Origin of the sequence: Flavobacterium sp. FlaQc-49 (genome assembly GCF_044005985.1) — a bacterium.
In the GTDB taxonomy this organism is placed as follows: Bacteria; Bacteroidota; Bacteroidia; order Flavobacteriales; family Flavobacteriaceae; genus Flavobacterium; species Flavobacterium cupriresistens.
Genome location: NZ_JBIPCS010000005.1, coordinates 249,053 through 273,436, shown reverse-complemented (window position 1 = coordinate 273,436; position 24,384 = coordinate 249,053). Strand labels below are relative to the sequence as shown.

25 protein-coding genes are annotated in these 24,384 nt (G+C 34.8%); 8 read left to right on the top strand and 17 right to left on the bottom strand.

All coding sequences use genetic code 11. The annotated features are described in order from the left end of the window. The first annotated feature begins 18 nt into the window (after positions 1–18). From ACHRV3_RS13175 to ACHRV3_RS13150, 6 genes are all read left to right on the top strand, one after another. Positions 19–1,404: a glucoamylase family protein gene (locus ACHRV3_RS13175; RefSeq protein WP_395434995.1), complete on the top strand. Its 1,386-nt coding sequence runs from the start codon at positions 19–21 to the stop codon at positions 1,402–1,404. 5 nt (positions 1,405–1,409) lie between these two features. Beyond that, on the top strand, positions 1,410–2,123 hold the full coding sequence (locus tag ACHRV3_RS13170; RefSeq protein WP_395434994.1) for a prolyl oligopeptidase family serine peptidase: 714 nt from the start codon (positions 1,410–1,412) through the stop codon (positions 2,121–2,123). 11 nt (positions 2,124–2,134) lie between these two features. Then, on the top strand, positions 2,135–4,435 hold the full coding sequence (bglX, locus tag ACHRV3_RS13165; protein ID WP_395434993.1) for a beta-glucosidase BglX: 2,301 nt from the start codon (positions 2,135–2,137) through the stop codon (positions 4,433–4,435). A gap of 101 nt (positions 4,436–4,536) precedes the next feature. Continuing rightward, a complete protein-coding gene (locus ACHRV3_RS13160) occupies positions 4,537–5,322 on the top strand; it encodes a glycerophosphodiester phosphodiesterase family protein (RefSeq protein ID WP_395434992.1) in 786 nt (261 codons plus the stop codon). 65 nt (positions 5,323–5,387) lie between these two features. Further along, positions 5,388–7,319, top strand: coding sequence for a discoidin domain-containing protein (locus ACHRV3_RS13155; RefSeq protein WP_395434991.1), 1,932 nt, complete (start codon positions 5,388–5,390; stop codon positions 7,317–7,319). Between the two features lie 545 nt (positions 7,320–7,864). Further along, positions 7,865–9,253, top strand: a complete 1,389-nt coding sequence (locus ACHRV3_RS13150) for a M20/M25/M40 family metallo-hydrolase (protein WP_395434990.1) — start codon at positions 7,865–7,867, stop codon at positions 9,251–9,253. Between the two features lie 1,033 nt (positions 9,254–10,286). On the opposite strand, the gene ACHRV3_RS13145 is transcribed toward ACHRV3_RS13150, so the two are convergent. The 17 genes from ACHRV3_RS13145 to ACHRV3_RS13065 form a co-directional block, all read right to left on the bottom strand. Then, positions 10,287–10,592, bottom strand: coding sequence for a hypothetical protein (locus ACHRV3_RS13145; RefSeq protein WP_395434989.1), 306 nt, complete (start codon positions 10,590–10,592; stop codon positions 10,287–10,289). Positions 10,593–10,596: 4 nt separating this feature from the next. Further along, on the bottom strand, positions 10,597–11,049 hold the full coding sequence (locus ACHRV3_RS13140) for a hypothetical protein (protein ID WP_395434988.1): 453 nt from the start codon (positions 11,047–11,049) through the stop codon (positions 10,597–10,599). Between the two features lie 91 nt (positions 11,050–11,140). After that, a complete protein-coding gene (locus tag ACHRV3_RS13135) occupies positions 11,141–11,818 on the bottom strand; it encodes a YiiX family permuted papain-like enzyme (protein WP_395434987.1) in 678 nt (225 codons plus the stop codon). Positions 11,819–11,930: 112 nt separating this feature from the next. Beyond that, positions 11,931–12,785: a hypothetical protein gene (locus ACHRV3_RS13130; protein WP_047775872.1), complete on the bottom strand. Its 855-nt coding sequence runs from the start codon at positions 12,783–12,785 to the stop codon at positions 11,931–11,933. Between the two features lie 18 nt (positions 12,786–12,803). Next, positions 12,804–13,622, bottom strand: coding sequence for a 3-deoxy-8-phosphooctulonate synthase (gene kdsA, locus ACHRV3_RS13125; RefSeq protein WP_047775870.1), 819 nt, complete (start codon positions 13,620–13,622; stop codon positions 12,804–12,806). Positions 13,623–13,907: 285 nt separating this feature from the next. After that, the gene (locus tag ACHRV3_RS13120) at positions 13,908–14,360 is read right to left on the bottom strand and encodes a 2-dehydro-3-deoxyphosphooctonate aldolase (RefSeq protein WP_395426074.1); all 453 of its coding nucleotides are present in this window, start codon (positions 14,358–14,360) and stop codon (positions 13,908–13,910) included. Positions 14,361–14,460: 100 nt separating this feature from the next. Then, positions 14,461–15,159, bottom strand: a complete 699-nt coding sequence (locus ACHRV3_RS13115; RefSeq protein ID WP_395434986.1) for a lysoplasmalogenase — start codon at positions 15,157–15,159, stop codon at positions 14,461–14,463. Between the two features lie 12 nt (positions 15,160–15,171). After that, positions 15,172–16,443 (bottom strand): sterol desaturase family protein, encoded by a 1,272-nt coding sequence (locus ACHRV3_RS13110; protein ID WP_395434985.1) that lies wholly within the window; start codon positions 16,441–16,443, stop codon positions 15,172–15,174. 65 nt (positions 16,444–16,508) lie between these two features. Then, positions 16,509–16,784 carry an ATP-dependent Clp protease adaptor ClpS gene (locus ACHRV3_RS13105; RefSeq protein ID WP_047775865.1) on the bottom strand — a complete coding sequence of 92 codons (276 nt, stop codon included), beginning with the start codon at positions 16,782–16,784 and terminating at the stop codon, positions 16,509–16,511. Positions 16,785–16,818: 34 nt separating this feature from the next. Further along, complete coding sequence (prmA, locus tag ACHRV3_RS13100) at positions 16,819–17,652, bottom strand: 50S ribosomal protein L11 methyltransferase (RefSeq protein ID WP_395434984.1); 834 nt, start codon at positions 17,650–17,652, stop codon at positions 16,819–16,821. A 142-nt stretch (positions 17,653–17,794) separates the two neighbouring features. Further along, complete coding sequence (gene tpiA, locus ACHRV3_RS13095; RefSeq protein ID WP_395434983.1) at positions 17,795–18,547, bottom strand: triose-phosphate isomerase; 753 nt, start codon at positions 18,545–18,547, stop codon at positions 17,795–17,797. 71 nt (positions 18,548–18,618) lie between these two features. Beyond that, positions 18,619–19,113, bottom strand: a complete 495-nt coding sequence (locus ACHRV3_RS13090; RefSeq protein ID WP_230001682.1) for a TlpA disulfide reductase family protein — start codon at positions 19,111–19,113, stop codon at positions 18,619–18,621. Between the two features lie 300 nt (positions 19,114–19,413). Beyond that, positions 19,414–20,079: a YqiA/YcfP family alpha/beta fold hydrolase gene (locus tag ACHRV3_RS13085; protein ID WP_047775857.1), complete on the bottom strand. Its 666-nt coding sequence runs from the start codon at positions 20,077–20,079 to the stop codon at positions 19,414–19,416. Between the two features lie 58 nt (positions 20,080–20,137). Then, positions 20,138–20,437, bottom strand: a complete 300-nt coding sequence (locus tag ACHRV3_RS13080; protein ID WP_395434982.1) for a type II toxin-antitoxin system RelE/ParE family toxin — start codon at positions 20,435–20,437, stop codon at positions 20,138–20,140. Next, entirely contained in the window at positions 20,434–20,679 is a 246-nt protein-coding gene (locus ACHRV3_RS13075; RefSeq protein WP_230001684.1) for a type II toxin-antitoxin system ParD family antitoxin, read from the bottom strand. The genes ACHRV3_RS13080 and ACHRV3_RS13075 overlap by 4 nt, the downstream gene beginning before the upstream one ends. Before the next feature lie 231 nt (positions 20,680–20,910). Beyond that, a complete protein-coding gene (locus ACHRV3_RS13070) occupies positions 20,911–22,032 on the bottom strand; it encodes a BT_3928 family protein (protein WP_395434981.1) in 1,122 nt (373 codons plus the stop codon). A 67-nt stretch (positions 22,033–22,099) separates the two neighbouring features. Then, the gene (locus ACHRV3_RS13065) at positions 22,100–22,639 is read right to left on the bottom strand and encodes a DUF1599 domain-containing protein (RefSeq protein WP_047775851.1); all 540 of its coding nucleotides are present in this window, start codon (positions 22,637–22,639) and stop codon (positions 22,100–22,102) included. 148 nt (positions 22,640–22,787) lie between these two features. Here ACHRV3_RS13065 and folP point away from each other — a divergent pair, with 148 nt between their 5' ends. Together folP and ACHRV3_RS13055 are read left to right on the top strand one after the other, a co-directional pair. Then, a complete protein-coding gene (gene folP / locus ACHRV3_RS13060; protein ID WP_395435045.1) occupies positions 22,788–23,621 on the top strand; it encodes a dihydropteroate synthase in 834 nt (277 codons plus the stop codon). Between the two features lie 47 nt (positions 23,622–23,668). After that, positions 23,669–24,316 (top strand): hypothetical protein, encoded by a 648-nt coding sequence (locus ACHRV3_RS13055; protein ID WP_395434980.1) that lies wholly within the window; start codon positions 23,669–23,671, stop codon positions 24,314–24,316. Positions 24,317–24,384 lie beyond the last annotated feature (68 nt).

Genomic DNA, 24,384 nt, shown 5'->3' with positions numbered 1-24,384 from the left:
CATAATATTTTATAAAGAATGAAAATTTCAATATACCTAATCGCTTTTTTGAGTTTTTTTAACTCGTGTTCCTCTTCTACACCGGAGGAAAAATCAGGAGGAACTCCATTACCCACAACTCCGGTAATACCGACTAAACCTTTGACCGATGCAGAAGCAATGGATCAGGTTCAGAAAGATGCCATAAAGTATTTTTGGGATTATGCCGATCCAAATTCAAAATTGGCGAGAGAAAGATATCTTACGGAGGACCCTAATTTTGAGTCCAATATTATAACAACCGGAGGTTCTGGATTTGGGTTAATGACTATTGTTGTAGGTATAGAAAGAGGTTTTTTGCCAAGGGCTGAAGCCGTTTCCAGACTTACAACGGCCTTGACTTTTCTAGAAAAAGCAGAACGTTTTCACGGAGCATGGCCGCATTGGATGGACAATAAATCAGGAAAAGTGATTCCGTTTGGAACAAAAGATAATGGAGGAGATTTGGTTGAAACATCTTTTGTTTGCCAAGCTTTAATTACCATCAGAGAATATTTTAAAAATGGAAGTACTACGGAAAAAGCATTAGCAGCAAAAGCAGATGAACTTTGGAGAGGCGTAGAGTGGAGCTGGTATACAAAAGGCGAAAATGCTTTATACTGGCATTGGTCTCCCAATTATGGATGGGAAATGAATTTTAAACTCGAAGGTTACAACGAATGTTTAATTACTTATGTCATGGCAGCTGCATCACCAACGTACCCGATTTCTGCAGAAGCCTATCATCAGGCTTGGGCAAGAAATGGAGCTATAGTAAGTGGCAGTGCTCAATATGGGTTGCCGGTTGTTTTAAATTACAATGGAGCTTCGGGGAACGTTGGACCAATGTTCTGGTCGCATTATTCTTATTTAGGTTTAGATCCGAATACTTTAAGCGACAAATATGCAGATTATTGGCAATTGACACAGAATCATGCCAAAATTATGGTGCAATACAGCATTGCTAATCCGAAAAAATGGAAAGATTACTCCGATAAATGCTGGGGACTTACCGCAAGTTATACTCGCAACACAGATGGAACCACAGGTTATACCGCTCACCAACCTAATAATGATACGGGAGTAATCACACCAACAGCAGCTTTGTCTTCTTTTCCTTTTACACCGGTAGAATCAATGAAATTTTTACATTATTTATATGATGAAAACAAAGCAAAATATGTCGGAATTGCAGGCCCTTACGATGCTTTTTCACCACAGTACAATTGGGTAACACCTCGTTATTTGGCCATAGATCAAGGAACCATAGCGCCAATGATTGAGAATTACAGAAGCGGTTTATTATGGAAGTTGTTTATGAACGCAGCAGATACCAAACAAGGTTTAACCAAACTTGGATTTAAATCAGGCAAATACGGAATCTAATTGTCATGAAATATAAAATAACACTATTGGTACTGCTCTTTTCTGTATTGAGTTTTGCACAAAGCGAAACAACCGGAAAACTAAAAACAGTGATTGTAACCCATTACGAATTGGGTTATGCACTGCACAAACCGGCCAATACAAAGGAGAAAAAGCCCTTAATAGTTTTTATTTCAGGTGATGGAGAAAAAGGTACAGACATTGAAAAAGTAAAAATTAACGGCCCTCTAAAATACCTGAAGACCCACGAGTTAGATGCTTATGTTCTTGCTCCGCAATGCAAAGAAGACGAAGATTGGGACATAGAGTCTATCTACCAGTTAATTATGAAAATCAGGAAAGAGAACAATATAGACTCCAACCGTATTTATGTGACCGGTTTGAGTTCAGGAGGCTGGGCAGCGTGGAATTTAGCGCTTTCACACCCCGATATGTTCGCAGCAATTGTGCCTATTTCAGGTTTTGTTGATTTGATTCCGTTAGAAAAAGTATGCAAAATAGCGTCTATTCCAACCCGAATTTATCACGGTTTATTAGATGATGTTGTCAATGTAGATTATGCCGTAACGGTTTACAAAGAACTAAAAAAATGTAAGGCAAAAGACGCCCGATTAATCATTTTTGATGATGCAGGTCACGACAGCTGGACAAGAGTTTATGACAATCCGGAGATTTATGACTGGATGTTTAAACAGATAAAAACAAATACGAACAAATAATATAGAATAGAATGAAAAACAAATTAGTCTTACTTTTTTTAGGATGTGCTGTTTTGGGTTACGCTCAAAAAAAGAACACTAAAAATACAGTAAAAATTAAACCGAAGTCTGAATTTGTGGCAGAGTTAATTTCTAAAATGACGCTGGACGAAAAATTAGGTCAGTTAAATTTGCCAACATCGGGTGATATTACAACAGGGCAAACCAACAGCTCCAATGTTGCAAAAAATATTGCTGATGGTAAAGTAGGGGGTTTGTTCAATATAAAATCAGTTCAAAAAATCAGAGAAGTACAAAAGATTGCGGTTGAAAAAAGCCGTTTAAAAATCCCGTTGTTATTTGGTATGGATGTCATTCACGGTTACGAAACAACATTCCCAATTCCATTAGGACTATCGTGTACTTGGGATATGAACTTAATTGAAAGAAGTGCCCAGATTGCAGCTCAGGAAGCAAGTGCAGATGGGATTAACTGGACATTTTCGCCAATGGTTGATATTTCTCGTGATCCGCGTTGGGGAAGAGTTTCGGAAGGTTCAGGTGAAGATCCGTACTTAGGAAGCCAGATTGCAAAAGCAATGGTAAACGGATACCAACAAAAAGATTTGACAAAAAACAATACCATTTTGGCCTGTGTAAAACATTTTGCATTATACGGTGCACCGGAAGCAGGACGTGATTACAACACAGTTGATATGAGCCATATCAGGATGTTTAACGATTATTTTCCTCCGTACAAAGCGGCTGTTGATGCAGGAGTAGGTTCCGTAATGGCCTCTTTTAATGAAATTGACGGGATTCCCGCAACTGGAAATAAATGGTTAATGACCGATGTTTTAAGAAAACAATGGGGTTTTAAAGGTTTTGTCGTGACAGATTTTACAGGAATCCCGGAAATGATTGAGCACGGAATGGGGAACTTACAAGAGGTGTCTGCTCTGTCTTTAAATGCCGGTGTTGAAATGGATATGGTGGGTGAAGGTTTTCTAACCACACTTAAAAAATCTTTAGACGAAAAACGAGTAACAATCGAGCAAATTGATAATGCGGTTCAGCTTATTTTAAATGCAAAATATGATTTAGGATTATTTGAAGATCCTTATAAATATTGCGATGACAAAAGAGCCAAAACAGAAATTTTTACAACAAGTAGTAGAAAAGAAGCACGTCAGATCGCAGCACAATCTTTGGTGTTGTTAAAAAATCAAAATCAGGCACTGCCTCTTAAAAAATCAGGTACAATTGCACTTATCGGACCTCTGGCAGATGCCAAAGAAAACATGCCGGGAACCTGGAGTGTAGCTACAAAAATGGAAAATGCAGTATCCTTATTGAGAGGTATTAAAGAAGTAGCAGGACCTTCCGTTAAAGTGTTGTATGCAAAAGGAAGTAACTTAGATTATGATGCAGATTTCGAAACGAAGGCAACCATGTTTGGCAAAACATTGCACCGTGATGATCGTTCTAAAGAAGAATTACTGGCAGAAGCATTAAAAATAGCCAACCAATCTGATGTGATTGTGGCAGCGCTTGGAGAATCTGCAGAAATGAGCGGAGAATCCAGCAGTCGTACTAATTTAGAAATTCCGCAAGCACAGAAAGATTTATTACAAGCTTTGCTTAAAACAGGGAAACCGGTTGTTTTGGTTTTATTTGACGGACGTCCGTTAGTATTGAATCAAGAAAATGAAACGGTTCCGGCAATTTTAAATGCTTGGTTCGCAGGAAGCGAAGCGGGATATGCTATTGCAGATGTTTTATTCGGTGATGTTAATCCATCAGGGAAATTAACATCGACTTTTCCAAGAAGCGTAGGGCAAGTGCCCATTTATTATGCGCACAAAAATACAGGAAGACCGCTTGCTAATACAGAAGGGAAATTCGAAAAATTCAGATCCAATTATATCGATGAGAGAAACGAACCCTTATTTCCATTTGGATTTGGTTTAAGTTACACCACTTTTGAGTATTCAAATTTGAAGATTTCATCTGATAAAATGAATTCATCCGGAAATGTAAAAGTAACTGTTGAGGTTGCCAATACAGGAAATTTTGATGGAAAAGAAACGGTGCAATTATACATTAGAGATTTAGTTGGTTCTGTAACAAGACCTGTTAGAGAATTAAAAGGTTTCCAAAAAATAGCTCTTAAAAAAGGAGAAAAACAAACCGTGACTTTTGAGATCACCGTTGAAGATTTAAAATTTTATAATTCTGATTTACAATTCGTAGCAGAACCTGGGCAGTTTGATGTTTTCGTAGGAACAGATTCAAATGCCGATAAGAAAGTTAGTTTTGAGTTAACTAAATAGTTGGTTTGTTCTATTGGTCAGCCCTTCGTGTAGTTAGCGAAGGGCTTTTTTTTAAAAGAAACATTTATTTTTTAAACCATCATAATTTTAATTCTTAGACAATGAATACAATTAAAATAGTTCGAACATTTCTTTTTTTGGTAGTATTGGCCATTTTTTCTTCCTGTAGTAGTAAGAAAAATGGTGTAGTGGCACATCGCGGCGCCTGGAAAACCAATAAACTGCCTGAAAATTCTATCGCAGCGCTTAGACATGCCATCGATTTAAAAGCAGCAGGTTCAGAATTTGATGTTGTAATGACAGCCGATGATTCCCTTGTCATCAACCATGATCCGCATTACAATAAATTGATTATTGAGGAAACTAACTATGCGGACTTAATTAAGTTCAGACTCTCTAATGGAGAAAAACTTCCAACACTTTACGAATATATTGCAGAAGGAAAAAAGAATAATAAACAGACCCTTTTGGTGTGTGAAATAAAACCTTCAGGAATAAGTAAAGAAAGAGGACAAAAAATTGCACGCATGGCAGTTGAAATTGTAAAGAAACTTAAGGCCGAAAAAATAACCGGTTATATCAGTTTTGATTATGATATTTTAAAGCAGATTAGAAAAGTAGATTCAAAAGCTACTTTGCAATATCTGGAAGGTAATAAATCACCGACTGAAGTTAAATCAGATCAGATTACAGGTATTGATTATCATTATTCCGTTTTCAAAAAACATCCTGAATGGATCAAAGAAGCAAAAGAAAACCATATCATTTTAAATGCCTGGACGGTTAATGATCCTGCAGATATGGATTGGATAATTGCGAATAATTTTGACTATATAACTACAAATGAACCCGAACTTTTGAAGGAAAGAGTAAAGGGGAGAAAATAGAATAAAGAACATAGAATAAAGAAATGTTTTTAGATGAAATAATTTCTTTATAAAATTAAAATCATATGAAAAATATATTTGTACTGCTGACAATTTTTCTTTTGTCCCTTTTGATGTTGTATAGTAGTAATATGACAGCTCAAAATACAAACATACCGGGAAAAACAGAATGGTTTGATCCGGAAAAACCAGCAACAACCTATTGTAATCCCATCAATATTGGGTACAATTATACGACTCAAAATCATAATGGAATTCCGGAATCTCGCCGTTCGAGTGCCGATCCGGTGATTATTACTTATAAAGGAGATTATTATTTATTTGCCACCAATCAGGCCGGTTTTTTCTGGAGTAAGGACATGTCTGATTGGAAATTTGTTTACGGTAGTTTTCAAAGAAATCCCGGAGACGATGATCAATGTGCACCCGCAGCCTGGGTGGTAAACGACACCCTATTTTATGTAGGTTCAACTTGGAAAAAAGATCATCCGGTTTGGAAAACTGCTGACCCAAAATCAGGACGATGGACAAGGCATGTCAACACTGCGATGCTGCCAACCTGGGATCCAGCCATTTTTCAGGATGATGATAAAAAAGTGTATATGTATTATGGTTCAAGCGGTAAATTACCATTAGTGGGTGTTGAGGTAGATTATAAAACCTGGCTTCCAAAAGGGAATCAGGCTGATTATGCCAAATTATACGCAGCAACAGAAGTCGAAGACATTCAGAAACCTTACGGGCAGGCAAAAGCTGTTGTTGGATTAGACCCCGCAGCACACGGCTGGGAGCGCTTTGGACCAAATAATGATATGGAGCCCGCTCCTTGGGGAAATTTTATTGAAGGAGCCTGGATGACCAAACACAACGGAAAATATTATATGCAGTACGGAGCACCCGCTACCGAGTTTAAAGGTTATGCAAATGGAGTTCACGTAGGCGATAATCCACTAGGGCCATTTGTCTATCAAAAACACAATCCGATGTCTTATAAACCCGGAGGTTTTGTAATTGGTGCAGGCCATGGAAATACTTTTGCCGACAATTATGGAAATTATTGGAATACAGGTACCTGTAAAATCTCTATAAAAGACCGTTTTGAACGCCGCATCGATATGTTTCCGGCCGGATTTGATCAAGATGGAGTAATGTATTCTATTACAACATACGGTGATTTCCCGATTGTTCTGCCAACCCAACAACGGGATCAGACCAAAGGAGCCTCGTCAGGTTGGATGTTACTTTCCTATAAAAAGCCCGTGACAGTTTCTTCTTCTGAAGCTTGTAACGAGGTGGAGACACACAGGATGGACAACGGTGGTAAAAAAGTATATGAAAAAATCTGTTACGATGCTTCAAACCTGACTGACGAAAATATTCAGACCTACTGGTCCGCAACATCCGATCAACCGGGAGAGTGGTTGCAACTTGATTTAGGAAGAAAGATGGAAATTAAGGCTTTGCAAATCAATTATGCAGATCATAAAGCAACCCAGTACAATAAAGCAATGGATATTTATTATCAGTATAAAATATGGATGTCCGATGATGCCCAAAATTGGACTTTAGTGGTTGATAAATCAGCCAATGATAAAGATGTTCCTCATGATTACGTTGAATTAACAAAACCAATTAAAGCGCGTTATATAAAGATGGTCAACATCCATAATGCTTCAGGAATGTTTGCTGTTTCTGACTTCAGAGTTTTCGGAAACGGATTGGCAGAAAAACCAAAAGCAGTTTCTAATTTTAAAGTGAAAAGAAATGCAACCGATCCCCGTAATGCGATTATTTCATGGACAAATAAAACAGACGCTATAGGTTACAACATCTACTACGGAATTACGCCTGATAAATTGTACAATAGTATCATGGTCTATGGTGATCGTACTTATGATTTCAGAGGCTTAGATAAAGGCACAAAGTATTATTTTGCAATTGAACCTTTTAACGAAAACGGTATTGGCGCCAAAAGTAAAATTATGGAAGTAAAATAGCTGTTGAGCGCAATTAATTTTGACACATAGGAGATTAATAAGCAAAAATGCTGCACAATTTTCCTTATCTCTCCACCATTTGTCTGGCTGAGCGGAGTCGAAGCTCTTTTTCCCTAACCAGCCTTCGACTTCGCTCAGGGTGACAATAATGCATAAAAGAATTTTTAATTGATATCTAGAGGGTGTTTTTAACGAGACAAACATAGGAGAGATATAGTTTGTAAAGTCAGATAAAGTCGTTTCACTTAAAATAAATCACATAACGTTATGTGAAAAAATTGTGATTTTCTAAAAACACCATAAATGTTAGTTTTAAATCTATGTTTCTATGTGTTAAATAAATTTAGCAGTATTACACCCGACAGCTCAGTAAAATTATTTTTTGAGTAGTGAAATCCTGAAAACGCTGATTCCAAACAAAAAAGCTTAGAATCAGCGTTTTTTTATAGAAAAGCACTAAGAAAAAGTAGTCGAGTTGTAAAGAATTTTGTTCCTTTGTAAGGCTCGATAAAAAAGAGCGCTTAACCCAAAATGCTATAAAAACCATGAAAAAAACGATTCTTTTAACTGTTTTAGCTTTAAACGGATTGACATCTTTTGCGCAGTCAAATGATGAAAAAAACATTAAATTATTTTACAAAAAGGCCTTAACCGAGTCAAAATGTTATACTTGGTTAGAATATTTGTCAAACGATATCGGAAGTCGTTTATCAGGATCTCCCACTGCAGCAGCGGCAGTTCAATACACCAAATTACAATTAGAAAGACTAGGACTTGACAAAGTATATTTGCAGGAAGTAATGGTACCACACTGGGTTCGTGGAGAAAAAGAGACTGCCTATATCTTAGACAATAAAGCAAAAACGGTGGTTCCGATTTGTGCTTTGGGTGGATCAGTTGCAACAGCTAAAGGAGGTCTTACAGCTGAGGTAATTGAGGTGAAAGGAATTAAAGAATTAGCAGAATTAGGAGATAAAGTAAAAGGAAAAATTGTGTTTTATAACAGACCAATGAATCCGGAGAACATTGAAACTTTTACTTCTTACGGAGCTTGTGTAGATCAAAGATATGCTGGTGCAAAAGAAGCAGCTAAATTGGGAGCAGTAGGAACTATTGTTCGCTCTATGAATTTGCGTTTAGATGATTTTCCACACACAGGGGCACAAAGTTATGGTGATTTGCCAAAAGAGCAATACATTCCAACAGCGGCAATTAGTACAAACGGTGCCGAATTGTTAAGTGCATCTTTAAAAAGAAATCCGACTTTGAAATTTTATTTCAAACAATCTTGCGAAACCTTACCGGATGTTTTGTCTCATAACGTTATTGGGGAATTGACAGGTAAAGAACACCCTGAAAATATTATGGTTGTGGGCGGTCATTTAGATTCTTGGGATTTAGCAGACGGATCACATGATGATGGAGCAGGAGTAGTACAAAGTATGGAAGTAATTCGTATTCTTAAAAATTTAGATTACAAACCTAAAAATACCATTCGTGTAGTATTGTTTATGAACGAAGAAAATGGTGGAAAAGGTGGAGCGAAGTATGAAGAAATTTCAAAGAAAAACAATGAAAATCATATTTTTGCCTTAGAAAGTGATTCAGGAGGATTTAGTCCAAGAGGATTTTCTATAGAAGCAGATGATACTAATTTGAAAAAAATACAAGGGTACAAAGACCTTTTCGAACCTTATTTAGTGCATAGTTTCACCATTGGACATGCAGGTTCAGATATTAATCATTTAACATCAAAAGCAATTGTAAAAGCAGGTTTAAAACCGGATTCTCAACGTTATTTTGATTATCACCACGCTGCAAATGATAAATTTGATGCGATCAACAAAAGAGAATTAGAACTTGGAGCGGCAACTATGACTGCTTTAATGTATCTAATGGATCAAAACGGAATTGAGACGCCTAAAGTAAACTAAGGTTTCATAAATAAAATGATAAAAGCTGCGAGTTCAATCTTGCAGCTTTTTTTTTTAGATCAAGTTGTGCTGTATAAAGAGTTCTCCTGCTCCTTTTTAATTGTTACCTAAATTTTTAGCACGCAGATTTGGCAGATTGCACAGATTTTTTTGTATTTGGTAAATAAGATCAGCCTAATCTGCTAAATCTGCGTGCAAAAGAAAATCTTTGCTAGTCTTGCGGTTAATTTTTTAATCGTAAAATGAAGACAAGGTTTGTAAAGTTTATTTATAGCATTACGACTCCTTTTTAATTGTATACCTAAATTTTTAGCACACAGATTTGGCAGATTGCACAGATTTTTTTGTATTTGGTAAATAAGATCAGCCTAATCTGCTAAATCTGCGTGCAAAAGAAAATCTTTGCTAGTCCTTGCGGTTAATTTTTTAATCGTAAAATGAAGACAAGGTTTGCAAAGTTTATTTATAGCATTACGACTCCTTTTTAATTCTATACGTAAATTTTTTAGCACGCAGATTTGGCAGATTGCACAGATTTTTTTGTATTTGGTAAATAAGATCAGCCTAATCTGCTAAATTTGCGTGTAAAAGAAAATCTTTGCTAGTCTTGCGGTTAATTTTTTAATCGTAAAATGAAGACAAGGTTCGCAAAGTTTATTTATAGCATTGCGACTCCTTTTTAATTCTATACCTAAATTTTTTAGCACACAGATTTGGCGGATTGCACAGTTTTTTTTGTATTTGGTAAATATGATCAGCATAATCTGCCAAATCTGCGTGCAAAAGAAAATCTTTGCTAGTCTTGCGGTTAATTTTTTGATCGTAAAATGAAGACAAGGTTCGCAAAGTTTATTTATAGCATTGCGACTCCTTTTTAATTCTACACCGAAATTTTTTAGCACGCAGATTTGGCAGATTGCCCAGATTTTTTTGTATTTGGTAAATAAGGTCAGCTTAATCTGCTAAATCTGCGTGTAAAAGAAACCCTTTGTGAACATTACGATTATAAAAAAGCAATCGCAATCGTTACCGATTAAACCCTGATTGCAATACTGTAATACAAAAAGAGAATCGGGATATTCGAGAGCAGGATCAGAATTTTAATTCCGATATCCTTTCTTTGTTCCGATAGCTGAATAAATTTGTCCGTCAAATGAAATAACATTATTGCATTTACGATCAGTGCAGAAAAGGCAAACGGACTGGCAACGACTAACAGAGTTGTACTTCCATTCGAAAGTATATAAAAAACGAAAAATAACGTACTGATTATAAACGAACCAATGGTCAGATCGATTGATTCGGTTTCGGTAAAAGTTCTGTTGTTACTAGTTCTCATGATTTTAAATATTAAATGTTTTTTGAATAGATTGAATTGGCGTGTACAACATTTTTGAAAAATCCAGATAGTAAAACGGAAGCGCTTGTTGGCCTCTTTTGTATTGTTGAATGAAATAATTCATTTGTTTTGGATAAAAAAGCGTACCCGACGAGATTACAAGAAATAAATACAGACTTTTTTTGCCATTCCCCAAAAGATAATATTGCATTCCGATTTCTTCACGAACGGAAATACCTGTATTGGTGAGAACATGAATGATGTCATGATCTTCGAGTTTTGGCTGAATATCAAACTGATTTTTAGTAAGGAAGGTTCCCAGTCCAAAACCTAAACTCTCTGCCGGATAGGTTAATAATGTCGTTTTGTCAATGTCCCAAGGTTTGTTTTTTTTGAAATATTTTTGATACGGTTGTTTAGTATGTTCGTACATTTTTTCAATAAGACGATCTTTCATAAGTTGGTTAGTTTTTAAAAGTTCTTTGAATTTCAAAGTAAAATAGGAAATAAAAAAGCTAATTTTTATTGTAAATCAGCTTTCGTGCTTTTTAGTAATTATCGACTATTGTAATTAACAGTTTAGAATCGGAGAGGTTAGAGGGGGAAACCACTTTTTCTTCCAGCGGAATAGCGTTTCCATATCTTTCTTTTAATACTTTTTGTACCCTTTCATCGGCTAAATTAAAATCTTTCAATTCCTGTAGGTTACACAATTCAATGTCGGCACCATTTTTATATATTTTCCAAACCAGTTCAGAGCAATAAATTTTAGTATCGGTCCATTCAAAATAAGCGTCATATTGTTTACCCATAAATTGATTGCCGTAGTTTTTCATTTTCTCAAGTGTTTTTGAATCCAGAACAGCAGTGGCGTTTTTTAGCCTTTTCACGACGTATTTGCCGTCTTTTCCATGTTCGATCCACTTGTCCAATGGAGTTAGTTTTACGGGCTGTACGGCTTCAAAAACGAATTGTTTTCCATTCACGGTAAAAATGATTCCACAATGAGAAAATTTCGACCTGGTCGCAATTCGGACTGCTTCACACTGACTGGATTCCGAGGTCTGAAAAATAATATCGCCATCTTGTATTTTAGCCAAAACACTATTTTCCTGTTTGGATTTCGAAAAGGAATTCATCGGGAAAAACAGTAATGTCACATAAAGGGCACAAGAAAAACTGATTAAAAAACTTACTATAAGGAAAATATATTTTGTCTTCTTCATTTTAAAAATTTAAAATCACAAATAAAGTACTTTGAAGTACAAAGTAAATAATAAAAAAAATAGCTGCCAAATAAAATGACAGCTATTTTTAAAATATAAAGTGAGCTATTTTTTAGATTCTGAAAATTCCTCCAACAGCAATGATTCGTTGTAAAAAGAAGAAATCCTGTGAAGCACTATCTTCACTACTTCTTGTAGTTCTGATGTCCTGCATGTTAATATAACCACCTTTTAACTCTCCCTGAAGATAGAAATATTTAAAAAAGGTAAAGTTAATCCCCGCTTTTGCAGACAATCCATAACCTGAAATATGAAAATCGTCATGACGTTCTTTTCCTAGCAAAGTTGTATTCGTTTTAGGATATAAAACTCCAGCTCCTAACCCTTCAGTTAAATTGATTTGAACTTTGTCTGTATTTGGTAATCCAAACCATTCTGAGATATCATCATGTCTGGAAACTTCCGTATTTACATAGTTCAGACCATCGGTATGCTCATACATTAAGAATTTACCATCTGTAAAGTCAACGGGAGTATTGTTGTAATCCCTATTGTTTGTTGAGCCAATTTGATCCGAAGGCAAATTAACATAACCCGATACATTTGCTGTTTGATCCTGAGTCATTACATACTTCATATGATCCCAACCGATAGCAACGCTATAATGATCATTAATGAAGTATCCCAATCTAAAATTCGTTTGCGGAATGGTCATATTAGCCGGATTTACATAATCAATATGCCATCCTTTTGGTTTGTCATGAGCAGTCATGTTATCAACTGTAAAGTTGTAATCTTTTCCTCTGAAATTGACATCAGACTTGGTATAACTGTCTCTGTTTCCACCCCATGATACAAAGAATTTTCCTTTGTTATGGGCAGTATATCTTTCTACTGCGATTTCTTCCTGTGCAAAAGTGTTTAATGAAAAACCCAATAAGACAAAAAATAAAAATTTAGTTTTCAATGAACTTAGTATTAAAATTTAAAATGAGTTAACCGTTTTTCTGATCGCAACCAATTTGGTCATTAAACCTTCAAAATAGTCTAAATGTAACATGTTGGCACCATCACTTTTTGCATTAGCAGGATCAAAATGAGTTTCGATAAAAATACCGTCAACCCCAACAGCAATACCTGCTTTGGCCACAGTTTCGATCATATCAGGTCTTCCACCTGTAACACCGGCAGTCTGATTTGGCTGTTGTAAAGAATGCGTAACATCAAGAACTGTAGTAGCATATTGTTGCATAGTAGGAATTCCTCTGTAATCAACAATCATATCCTGGTAACCAAACATAGTACCACGATCGGTAACCATTACATTCTCGTTATGACAATCTAATACCTTCTGAACGGCATGTTTCATGCTTTCAGGGCTCATAAATTGTCCTTTTTTCAAGTTTACCACTTTACCCGTATTTGCAGCAGCTACAACTAAGTCCGTTTGACGCACTAGGAAAGCCGGAATTTGCAAAACATCAACATATTGAGCAGCCAAATCGGCATCCTCATTCGTGTGAATATCTGTTACTGTTGGAACATGAAAAGTTTCAGAAACTTTTCTTAAAATTTTTAAGGCTTTTTCGTCACCAATTCCTGAAAAACTATCAATTCTGGAACGGTTTGCTTTTTTAAATGATCCTTTAAATACATAAGGAATCTGAAGTTTGTCGGTAATACCAACTAATTTTTCGGCAATTCTAAGCGCCATTTCTTCTCCTTCAATAGCACAAGGGCCTGCTAATAAAAAGAAATTTCCGCTATCTGTATGCTTAATTTGTGGAATATGTTGTATGTTCATAGTATGTTTTTTTTTGACAGTGCAAAGGTAGTTATGATTTATGAGTTTGAGATGAAGATTTAAGAATTTTTTAAGAGCTAATAGTGCTGATGCTGTAGGCTTTTTCGTTTAAATTAAATTTTTCAGCCGTCATGATTAAATATGGGTTTGATTTATAAAATTTGAATTCTGTTTTTTAAAATTGATTCCAAAAGAAAGTTTATACATTTTAAATTTTTTGCGCTCACGAGCGGGACGCTCGTGAGCGCAAAGAGAATCAAACATCAATTAATAATAACAATAACTCTAGTCCTGCTTCAAACGCAATCCCATCGGAACCATCAAAATTCCTTTTTCGTAAATGTTCAGATAAAGTTTAAGGGGTTTCTTTTGTCCGTCCCATTTTAGTTCGTAAACATTGAGGAATCCGGCTCCCATATCGCTTCTTTTCGTAGGGAAAGGACAGCAGGTTTCTAATCGTGTATAAGTGATTTTTTCTCCGTTTGGACCAGCCAAAGCATTTAAAAAACGGGTTTCGTTTAAAGCTTCATCTTTTGTGTTTCTGTAAAAAATATTCACAGGATAATCAGGATCAAAACCGTATTTTTTGTCGTTACTGAATAAAGTAATGATAAAGGTATTGTCTTTTTTTAATACTAAATCAGGAGCATTATCGTCTACATTTTTTAAAGTGGACTTTGTACTGATACAAGAGGTTACCGATAGAAGTAAAACGATAAAAAGAACTGTTTTTTTCATGTTGAGTGCGTATTTTGTATTACAAATGTAAGCTGTAAAAATGGTTTTTAAAATAATCTGGATTAAGAAAAATACAGACAGAAATACATTAGATTAAGTCTTAAATTTTCTTAGATTCTGTTGCTACAGTGAGACCGGAATTTAATTTTAAGATACCAATTACAATCAGATATTGTGCCACAAGATAGGTTAGCATTATAAAAAAAGAACTTTTCTCTATTGGGGCGTAAAATTTATTGATTGCCAGAATGCTGTCCGAAATAACAAACATAAGGGCACCAATAAAAACGTATTGATTACCGGGTTTTTTCCAGATTAAGAACCCGTTAAAAGCTAACAGTAACATAAAAGAAATTGCGGATGCATAAACAATCACAGGGATTTTTAATTCTCCTAAAGAAGGTAATAAAACAGTTAACATCCCGATTAAGTAACAGGCGATAACGAGACTTCCAATTAGAAAAAGGGTTCTTTTTTTCTTGTTTTGAGTTTTAGTCTGTTTATTAAAAAGAACGCAATAAACGAGATGTGACAGAAGAAACGAAACCAAACCTAAAATGAAATAGATCTCAGCAATATCTGCAAAAAGTAAAATTACATCTCCAATCCAGGAAAATAATAAGGCAGTTAAAAGGGTATTCTTTGATGGGAATTTTTTATAAAAATAAACGCCAAATCCTAACAAGGGAATCAGAATGGGTTTTAAAAATAAATCAAAACTCTCGTAGCCCGAAAGTAAGAGCAAAAGATAAACAGTACTAAAACCAATATAGATTTTAAGAAGCGGGGGATTTTTCATAGTAAGTTTGGGTTATGAATTGGCGAGTTGATTTTGGTTAGTTTTAAAATCAATAGTAACAAAATACAGGGAAGTTAAAAAGGATAACGTCAAATAACCAATAACGACATAATTTGCAAATGGGAATACAACATTCAAACCAAACCAATCACCATAATAGGTGATAATCGCAATGGCAATTATAAAACGAAAGCCTTCCCACAAAGGGGCATATTGGCTTTTATCCATCAGTTCACTATAGCTGTAGATGGTAATCAAAATAAAAAAGCCATAAACAAAGATATTGGGTAGGCCAATTTTGGCAATATTGTCAAATAAATAAGTGACGAACAAAAGGGTTATGAGAACCTGAGCAACAGACCAATAAATCAGTTTTTGAGAATTATGGATACCGTATTTTTCAAAATTAAAAACATTTTCAATTTTGTTTACGGGGTATAATTCTTCAAAATTTTCAGGTCGCCAGCCCGTTGGTTTAAACCAGATGGTGAGTTTGTCTTTCCATTTTGGAGCACGCCAGGCGTCTTTGATTAATAAAGTCAAATGCTGGAAATTAATCCGAATAGGATTCCACGTACTTGCCGGTCTTGTAATTCCAAAAACCGGAGGAACATCATCCAATTCCTCTTGGAAAGTGCCGAAAAGTTTGTCCCAAAGAATGAATATTTGTGAATGATTTTTGTCTAAATATTCCGGATTTATAGCGTGATGCACCCGATGATGAGAGGGCGTTACCAAAATATGCTCAACAAACCCCATTTTCTTGATATGTTTGGTGTGATACCAAAATTGCAAAAACAAATGAAGCGGCAAAGTTATCGCAATAACAGAGGCAGGAACACCAAGTAAGGCGGCCGGAATCAATAAAAAGGTGAATAAGTTGACTAAGCTGGCAATAGGTTGTCGCAGCGCACAGGCCAAATTAAATTCTTCACTGCTATGATGAATAGCATGTTTGTTCCAAAGAAAATTAATCTGATGCGCCAATCGGTGGCTCCAGTACCCGTAAAAGTCGATTACAAAAAAGGCAATACAATAGGAGAGGACATTGGCTTCTAAATGGTAAAGTGCAATTTTAGAAACCATCCATTCGTACGAAATAAAAGTCAGACTAAGGCCCAAAACATCTTTTACCGAATTGGTAATTCCTGAACTAATACTCGACACACTGTCTATTAAAGGCGCAGTATCGTCCTTTTTATAGAGCCCGTATATTTTTTCGATTATAATTAATACTAAAAAAACAGGCGTAGCGATAATTAATATTTTTCCATATTCTTCCATAAAAAAAACATTCAATTTTAATCAAATATAGAATAAAATTGAATGCTTTTTAAAATATTCCGGACTTAAACAATTTCGGCGCTAAGACCCGCTTCCAAAAGTTGTGTGCATTGTGGTTTTAACTTGTCCATCGGACCCGTTTTTACCGCGCATTTTCCGTTGTAGTGTACAATTAAGGAACATTGTTCCGCTTGTTCTGAAGTGTGGCTGCAAACACGCATTAAAGTATCAATTACGTGATCAAAAGTGTTTACATCGTCATTGTAAACAATGATTTCGTTATTAAAACCTACAGCTTCCTTTTCCCGAACCCTTTCTCTTACTTTTTCTTTAGTACTCATTTTGTTTAGATTTTTGTACTGTTGTAATTACTGACTAATTTACGTATTTTAATGAAACCCAGTTATTTCTTTGGAACTTTTTTACGTAAGTCAATCCCTTTTCTGTGCAGGAAGCATCGATAAATGGAATGTCTTCTTCGTAAAAACCGCTTAAAAGCAAAGTCCCTTTTGGATTTAAACAATCCACATAGGCCTGCATATCGTTTAGTAAAATATTACGGTTGATATTAGCAATGATCAAGTCGTATTTTTTACCTTCCAATAAAGCAGCATCGCCTTCATAAACGGTAATATGTTTACAGTTATTGCGTTCTGCATTTTCAATTGAATTCAGATAACACCAATTATCAATGTCAATCGCATCAATTGGTTCAGCGCCTTTCATTTCAGCTAAAATGGCTAAAATCGCTGTTCCGCAACCCATGTCTAAAGTTTTCAAACCTGTAACATCTGTTTCCAGTAAATGCTGAATCATCATGTGAGTCGTTTCATGGTGACCCGTTCCGAAACTCATTTTTGGTTCAATGATAATGTCAAATTCGGCAGTTGTTTTTTCGTGAAAAGGGGCGCGAACGTGGCATTTTCCATCCACATCAATAGCTTCAAAATTCTTCTCCCATTCTTCGTTCCAGTTCACCTGATCGATTTCTTCAAAAGTATATTCGATTTTGAATTCTTCCGATTGTAAAATATAAATGTCATCCAGAATAGTTTCATCCCATAAATCTTTCTTCACAAAAGCTGAAATTCCATTTTCAGTTTCTGTAAAACTTTCGAATGCTTTTTCTCCCAATTCAGCAATTAATATTTCTGATCCTAGTTCTTTTGGTTCAATAGTAAAATGATACCCTAAATATATATTCGACATAAATAATTTTTTTGCAAAGGTAAGAATACAAAGGAGAAGTTGTTTATAAATATGTTAGAACGTTGTCAATTTTGGGATAATTTTTAGACATAAAAAAAGCGATACTGTTACGTATCGCTTTTAGTTTTATATAAATCTAAAATTAGATTGCTGTTACAATAGCTAAAAAGTCATCTGCTTTTAAAGCTGCTCCTCCGATAAGACCACCATCTACATCCGGTTTAGAGAAAATTTCCTTAGCGTTATCCGGTTTTACAGAACCGCCGTATAAAATTGAAACTTCATCAGCAATGTCAGCTCCGAAAGCTTTACGAACTACCTCTCTGATAAATTCATGCATCTCTTGTGCTTGCTCCGGTGAAGCAGTCTCTCCGGTTCCGATTGCCCAAACGGGTTCGTAAGCCAGGACAATTTTAGACCATGATTCTTTTGCAATGTGGAACAATCCGTCACGCAATTGATTTTCAACAATATTAAAATGATTTTCGGATTGACGGTCTTTTAATTCTTCGCCAAAACAGAAAATAACAGTCATATCATGTTTCAAAGCAGTATCTACTTTATTTGCGATTAAAGCGTCAGTTTCATGAAAAATAGCTCTGCGCTCCGAGTGACCAAGGATTACTGTATTGACACCAATGCTTGTTAACATATCTGCAGAAATTTCTCCTGTAAAAGCACCACCTTCAGCTTGGTGAACGTTTTGTGCAGAAACTCCAATAGTGGTGTTTTTTAATTTAGCCACAGCTCCTGCCAAGTTTACAAATGTTGGTGCAACAATTACCTGAGCGGTAGTTTGAGCTGGTATTTTGGTGATTAATTCGCTTAATAATTCTTCAGTTTGTTCTGCGTTTTTATGCATTTTCCAGTTTCCTGCGACAATCTTTTTTCTCATTTTGGTAGTTTTTAGTATTCTTTTAATTTTTTTGTTTTTTATTGAAGTTGCAACTGATTTTTTATTGCGTTTTATTTTAATCCTTGTAAAGTCGAATTGATCAGATCAAAATCTTTTTCGATTGCACGGTACAATACTATTTTTCCGGTTTTATCAACAATGATGTATCTTGGAATCCAGTCTAAGTCAATTGCTTTTCCGAAAACTCCTTTCATACCGTCAGTCATCATAAAATGATCTCCTTTTATTTCGTGTTTTTCAATTCCGATTTTCCATTTATCTGCGGTTTTATCTGCAGAAAGAAATAAATAAGAAACATCAGGATTATTGGCTTGTAGCTCTTTTACTTTTGGCATTGCTTTTACACAATCACCACACCAGGAAGCCCAAACTTCGATTACCAAAGTTTTTCCCTTGTATTTTTTTAGAATGTTTTTAAAGCTTACCTGACTGTCATCTGTAGCTAATAATTTTTGAGAAAGTGCTTCTTTTGAAAAACTGGTTTTCTGAGCTTGTGAACATGAAAAAGTAATAAAGGCAATGAGGATTAGAGCTATTTGTTTCATAGTAAGAGTTTGGTTTATTATTTGAAATACCGAATTCACAAAGTTAAACAAACAAATCGAATGCCAAATGGAGATTAACAAAATTTGAACACTGCTTTGTTTTATCACAAAACAGGAAATTTCGGTTAAAAAAAGAGGTCTGAAATCGTAATAGTTCGTTGTGAAAATCTAATTTCGGAGTAAAATATTGAGATAGGATTTCTAAAAAACTAAAAAAAATCGTTTTTTCAGTTTTCAAAAGAGTTTTCAAAGCAAAAAAAAACGCCAAAAATTTCTTTTTCGCGTTTTTTTTTAGCAGTATTAATTTAGCTCATAATTTCCGTTAGCCCATTTTTTGCAGGGAACAATCCAACCGTCTGAGGCTTTGAATAAAAAACCGTGTTTTAAACCGGTATTCAATTCGATTTCTTTGAAGTGATTGACTTTCAGTTTTGAAGTTTCTTTTCGTTTGATAGCCGAAACTCCCAGAACATCTGATTTTTCATAAATGGTCAGAATGTTTCCACAGAAATTGATGTCCGGAATTTCTTCAATATCAATATCTCTGAAACTGCCAATAAACACAAAATTAACCTCCGGATTTGCCAGATAAGTAGAAACATACTGTGCAATATAACCGCCCATTGAGGTTCCAATTACGGTTATTTTGTTGGGTTTAACTCCTTCTTTTATTAGTTTGTTGATTTGTTTTACCACTTTTTCCGCATAACGGGCTGCGTTGGTGTTTTTCTTTCTTTTTTCACTAAAAACGATAAAATTATCCGCTTTAAAAGAATTGATTATTTCGTTGTATTCGGCTTTACCGTACTCAGGATGAGCTTCATTCAAATCGTGTTCTTCTATAAATTTATTGTGCAGAAAAAAGATATAAGCTTGGTTTGGATTATTTGATTGGGTTTGACTAAAGCCAAAGAAACAGGAAAGTGTAAGAAGTAAAAAAGGAATAAGACGAAATGGTTTTTTCATTGTGGTTTTTGATTTAGTTTAATTTTTTTGATTTTTTTTAATCTGGCCTCTATAGCTTTTATTTGATATGATTTTCAACGTCCATCATCTCATGCAGAATACGGATGATTTCTAATTGATTCTCTTTTATATTTATTTTATAGAAGATAAGATGTGATTTTACTTTTGAACGAAAATAGTCTTTTCTTATTGCCCCAAAATCAGCACCGGAATTTGGTTTTAAGCATAAATATTCAATTTCTTCAAATAATAAATTTAAATATCGGTCAGCTTGTTCAATCGACCAGTTTTCAGCGGTGTACAGCCATATGTTTTCTAAATCTTTTGTTGCTAAATTACTTATTTCGTAATTCATCATTTTGAATGTTTTTCATGAAGATTATTCAAAAATGATTCGCGGTTAAAATCTTTAGCAAATCCGGATTTTTCCCCTTTTTTAAGTTCACTGATTAATTCACTCTTTTTTGTTTCTTCCTGCTCAAACAGTCGTAATGCTGCACGAACAACTTCACTGGCAGAAGTAAACTTTCCATTTTTTACCTGACTGTTTATGAAATTATCAAAATAATCTCCAAGTAATATAGAGGTGTTTTTCGGCATGATTTCTAAATTTTTAATTCAAAGATACCAATTATTGGTATATGTTGTAGCTTGGTTTAGTTTACTTTATCATTTTTATTAGTATAAAATTTTATAGGTTATAAAAGTAAAATGGCTGCAGGGAGATTAAACTAAATTATGGATGAACTTGTAAAATGACAATGATAAATAAAAAAGCGCCAATACCTCTAAAATATAGAATATTGACGCCATTTAAATTACTTCTTTTTTTTAAAGACTATAAGCAACATTTGATAGTTTTAAATCGTCAACGTCGTTATAATGTACTTTTTGTACTATAGTTCCTTTGTTCAGAACCACAATGCTAGGATTTGCTCTTTCAATTGTTTTTAAAGCGATTGCGTCACAGAAATAAAAATCAACATTTAGGCCGTATTGTTTTTTAGCTTTTGCAATTACGTCCGGTCCTGAAGCTGTCATTGCAATTACTTTGTATCCTTTCGCTTTAGCTTCCTGATTTACTTTTTCCAATTTTTTCATTCCCTCAGGATTAGATAAATTCAAATCGTAGGTAACAAAAATAACTAATTTAGGTTCTTTTAATAATTCGTCTTTGTAATCGGAGTCGTCTTTTACCATAGTAAAATCATGAATCGGTGGTACATATCCTTCTGTAATTACTTTGTCTTTACGGTCTACAAAAGTGGCGCCTTCAGGAATGTTCATCAGATCTTTTTCGGTGAACTCTTTGTTAACTCCGTTTACTTTGTAGATAAAAATCATTTCAACTACAGATTTAGGAGCGCCTTCCGGAATTTCCATTCCTTTTTCGATATTGTTTCCAACTTTGAATGGACGGAAATCTTTTATAGGATTGTGATTTAATACCCAAACGGCCATAAAAACACATAAAATTACACTGATTAAAGTAATAATATTAGTTAGTAGTTTTGAAAATAAAGGTTTAACTAATTTTTTATTGATAAACAAAATCAAAATGAAGAAAAGCAATACAATATCTTTTGTAAACGACTGCCAAGGCGTAAGATGTAAAGCATCTCCAAAGCAACCGCAATCTTTTACTACATCAAAATAAGCGGAGTAGAAGGTAAGGAAAGTAAAGAAAATGATCAATAACAATAGGAACCAAATCGTTGCTTTTGCTTTGTAACCTACTAATAACATTACTCCTAAAACGACTTCTAAAATTACTAAAAAGATAGCTAATCCAAGTGCTAAAGGCTCTAAGAACGGCATATTGAAAACCGGCTCACTAAAATATTCCGCCAGTTTATAAGAGAATCCAACCGGGTCATTAAGTTTGATTAATCCTGAAATAATAAATAATATACCGACAAACAGTCTGGAGAATTGGGTAATAACGTTTTTCATAATTTAGAATTTAGTTTAAAATTCCAAAAAGTAACCTTGGAATTTGGGATTTCATTTTTGAAATTTATTATTTCATTGGGTTCAAAATCAACGCAAAAATGGAATAATTAATCATGTCCTGATAATTGGCATCAATGCCTTCAGAGACTAAGGTTTTTCCTTTGTTGTCTTCGATTTGTTTTACACGGAGCAGTTTTTGCAGAATCAGATCGGTAAGCGAACTCACACGCATATCGCGCCATGCTTCGCCATAGTCATGATTTTTAGCTTCCATTAATTCTTTAGTGAGTTTAATTTTAGCGTCGTATAATTCGGTTGCTTTTTCTACGTCCAGATCAGGTTGGTCAACAACGCCTAATTCCAATTGAATCAAAGCCATAATCGAATAGTTAATGATTCCGATAAATTCGCCACTTTCATCCTCATCAACTTTGCGAATTTCGTTTTCCTGTAAACTTCTGATTCGTTGCGCTTTTATAAAAATCTGATCGGTTAGTGAAGGCAGTCTCAAAATACGCCAAGCACTGCCATAATCTTTCATTTTATTGATAAATAAAGTACGGCAAACCGTTACTACGCTATCATATTCTAAAGAAGTATTCTTCATTTATTGTTGTATATTTGCTTAATTTTTTTCCAAAAATAAGGATAATTTTTTGAAAGCCTGAGAGGTTTCAAGTTTAAAGTTTCATGTTTTACGTTCAAACTCGAAACTTGAAACAAAATGAACTTGAAACAAAATAAACCCAAACAAGATTGTAATGAATTGCAAAGGACAACTTATAGATTTGTCAGTTCCCAGAGTAATGGGAATTTTGAATTTGACGCCAAATTCTTTTTTTGATGGAGGAAAATACAATAATGAAGACGAGATCATCACAAGAGCAACTAATATACTAACCGAAGGGGCCGATTTTATTGATCTTGGAGGGTATTCCAGTAAGCCAAATGCAGAATTTGTATCGGAGCAGGAGGAAATTGACCGCGTTGTACCGGCTATAGAACTTATTTTAAAGCATTTTCCTGACGCTTTGTTGTCTGTTGATACTTTTAGAGCTGGAGTTGCTAAAGCAAGTATAGAAAACGGTGCAGCTATTATAAATGATATTGCAGCAGGTGAGTTAGACGACAAAATGTTTGATGTGATTGCAAAATATAACGTACCCTATATTATGATGCACATGCGTGGCAATCCACAGACGATGCAAAGCATGACGCAGTATGACGATATTTTGAAAGAGATGTTGTTTTATTTTTCTGAAAAAGTACAAAAAGCGAGAAGCCTCGGAATTAATGACTTGATATTGGATCCCGGTTTTGGATTCGCGAAAACGACGGATCAGAATTTTGAAGTGATGCAAAAAATGGAACTTTTTAATCTTTTGGAATTACCTGTTTTAGCGGGTATTTCCAGAAAATCTATGATTTATAAAACGCTCCACATAACGGCAGAGGAAGCTCTAAACGGTACCACAATTCTTAATACCATTGCTTTGTCAAAAGGTGCTAAAATACTGCGCGTTCACGATGTAAAAGAAGCGGTTGAATGCGTGACTTTGTTTACTAAAATGAGTTTTAAACAAAATTAAAGTAACACTCCGGGCTGTCATTTTAAATCTTACCATTATTTTAAATTATGAAATACTTTAGCTTACTCTTTGTAGTTCTGTTTTTCTCATGCGGGAAAAAAGAAGATGTTTTATTGCCAAAGTCAAATGTAACGGTCGTTAAAAATGTAGAAGATCTGTCGCCAATCTACATTTTTTTTAAAACAGACGGCAAGGATACCATCGCCGAAGTAAATCGCAAAAACAGCATCATTTCAACCAATTGGATTTTCAATATTGACAAGCGTTTGCCGCTTAAATTGGTAATTCGCGAAGTAATGAAACTTCAGGAAAAGAAACGAGCCGAGAAAGCACACAAAAACGAAAAAGCAGAGAATTATTATTCGTATGCGGATTCTGTTGGAAAGAATTTAGCCTTTTTGCCTTTCACGAAAGTGCATTATAAAATGGAAATTGCCAATAACAGAAGTCAGTTGTATTTCAAGAAAAATGGAAGGATACAATACAGCGGAAGAAAAATATATGATTTTCCGAAAAGTGATTTAAAGCCGTTTTTGGATAGTTTAGTAATCAATCCTAAGGCTGAGATTAAATTTTCGTATGATAAAAATATGACGTACGGAGATTACATTCAATGTAAAATTCTTGTTGAAAAAATGATACAGGAAAAAATTGATTTTGTATTTATAAATAGCGAAGAGGAATTCGTTTTCTAAATCCCCACCTAAAACAAAGAAAACCTGAAACAAAGAAAACCTGAAACAAAGAAAACCTGAAACAAAAA

Excerpts from the sequence above, each read along its gene's own strand:
- ACHRV3_RS13175 (WP_395434995.1), top strand. The coding sequence starts at position 19 with ATGAAAATTTCAATATACCTAATCGCTTTTTTGAGTTTTTTTAACTCG.
- ACHRV3_RS13170 (WP_395434994.1), top strand. The coding sequence starts at position 1,410 with ATGAAATATAAAATAACACTATTGGTACTGCTCTTTTCTGTATTGAGT.
- bglX (WP_395434993.1), top strand. The coding sequence starts at position 2,135 with ATGAAAAACAAATTAGTCTTACTTTTTTTAGGATGTGCTGTTTTGGGT.
- ACHRV3_RS13160 (WP_395434992.1), top strand. The coding sequence starts at position 4,537 with ATGAATACAATTAAAATAGTTCGAACATTTCTTTTTTTGGTAGTATTG.
- ACHRV3_RS13155 (WP_395434991.1), top strand. The coding sequence starts at position 5,388 with ATGAAAAATATATTTGTACTGCTGACAATTTTTCTTTTGTCCCTTTTG.
- ACHRV3_RS13150 (WP_395434990.1), top strand. The coding sequence starts at position 7,865 with ATGAAAAAAACGATTCTTTTAACTGTTTTAGCTTTAAACGGATTGACA.
- ACHRV3_RS13145 (WP_395434989.1), bottom strand. The coding sequence starts at position 10,592 with ATGAGAACTAGTAACAACAGAACTTTTACCGAAACCGAATCAATCGAT.
- ACHRV3_RS13140 (WP_395434988.1), bottom strand. The coding sequence starts at position 11,049 with ATGAAAGATCGTCTTATTGAAAAAATGTACGAACATACTAAACAACCG.
- ACHRV3_RS13135 (WP_395434987.1), bottom strand. The coding sequence starts at position 11,818 with ATGAAGAAGACAAAATATATTTTCCTTATAGTAAGTTTTTTAATCAGT.
- kdsA (WP_047775870.1), bottom strand. The coding sequence starts at position 13,622 with ATGAACATACAACATATTCCACAAATTAAGCATACAGATAGCGGAAAT.
- ACHRV3_RS13120 (WP_395426074.1), bottom strand. The coding sequence starts at position 14,360 with ATGAAAAAAACAGTTCTTTTTATCGTTTTACTTCTATCGGTAACCTCT.
- ACHRV3_RS13115 (WP_395434986.1), bottom strand. The coding sequence starts at position 15,159 with ATGAAAAATCCCCCGCTTCTTAAAATCTATATTGGTTTTAGTACTGTT.
- ACHRV3_RS13110 (WP_395434985.1), bottom strand. The coding sequence starts at position 16,443 with ATGGAAGAATATGGAAAAATATTAATTATCGCTACGCCTGTTTTTTTA.
- ACHRV3_RS13105 (WP_047775865.1), bottom strand. The coding sequence starts at position 16,784 with ATGAGTACTAAAGAAAAAGTAAGAGAAAGGGTTCGGGAAAAGGAAGCT.
- prmA (WP_395434984.1), bottom strand. The coding sequence starts at position 17,652 with ATGTCGAATATATATTTAGGGTATCATTTTACTATTGAACCAAAAGAA.
- tpiA (WP_395434983.1), bottom strand. The coding sequence starts at position 18,547 with ATGAGAAAAAAGATTGTCGCAGGAAACTGGAAAATGCATAAAAACGCA.
- ACHRV3_RS13090 (WP_230001682.1), bottom strand. The coding sequence starts at position 19,113 with ATGAAACAAATAGCTCTAATCCTCATTGCCTTTATTACTTTTTCATGT.
- ACHRV3_RS13085 (WP_047775857.1), bottom strand. The coding sequence starts at position 20,079 with ATGAAAAAACCATTTCGTCTTATTCCTTTTTTACTTCTTACACTTTCC.
- ACHRV3_RS13080 (WP_395434982.1), bottom strand. The coding sequence starts at position 20,437 with ATGATGAATTACGAAATAAGTAATTTAGCAACAAAAGATTTAGAAAAC.
- ACHRV3_RS13075 (WP_230001684.1), bottom strand. The coding sequence starts at position 20,679 with ATGCCGAAAAACACCTCTATATTACTTGGAGATTATTTTGATAATTTC.
- ACHRV3_RS13070 (WP_395434981.1), bottom strand. The coding sequence starts at position 22,032 with ATGAAAAACGTTATTACCCAATTCTCCAGACTGTTTGTCGGTATATTA.
- ACHRV3_RS13065 (WP_047775851.1), bottom strand. The coding sequence starts at position 22,639 with ATGAAGAATACTTCTTTAGAATATGATAGCGTAGTAACGGTTTGCCGT.
- ACHRV3_RS13055 (WP_395434980.1), top strand. The coding sequence starts at position 23,669 with ATGAAATACTTTAGCTTACTCTTTGTAGTTCTGTTTTTCTCATGCGGG.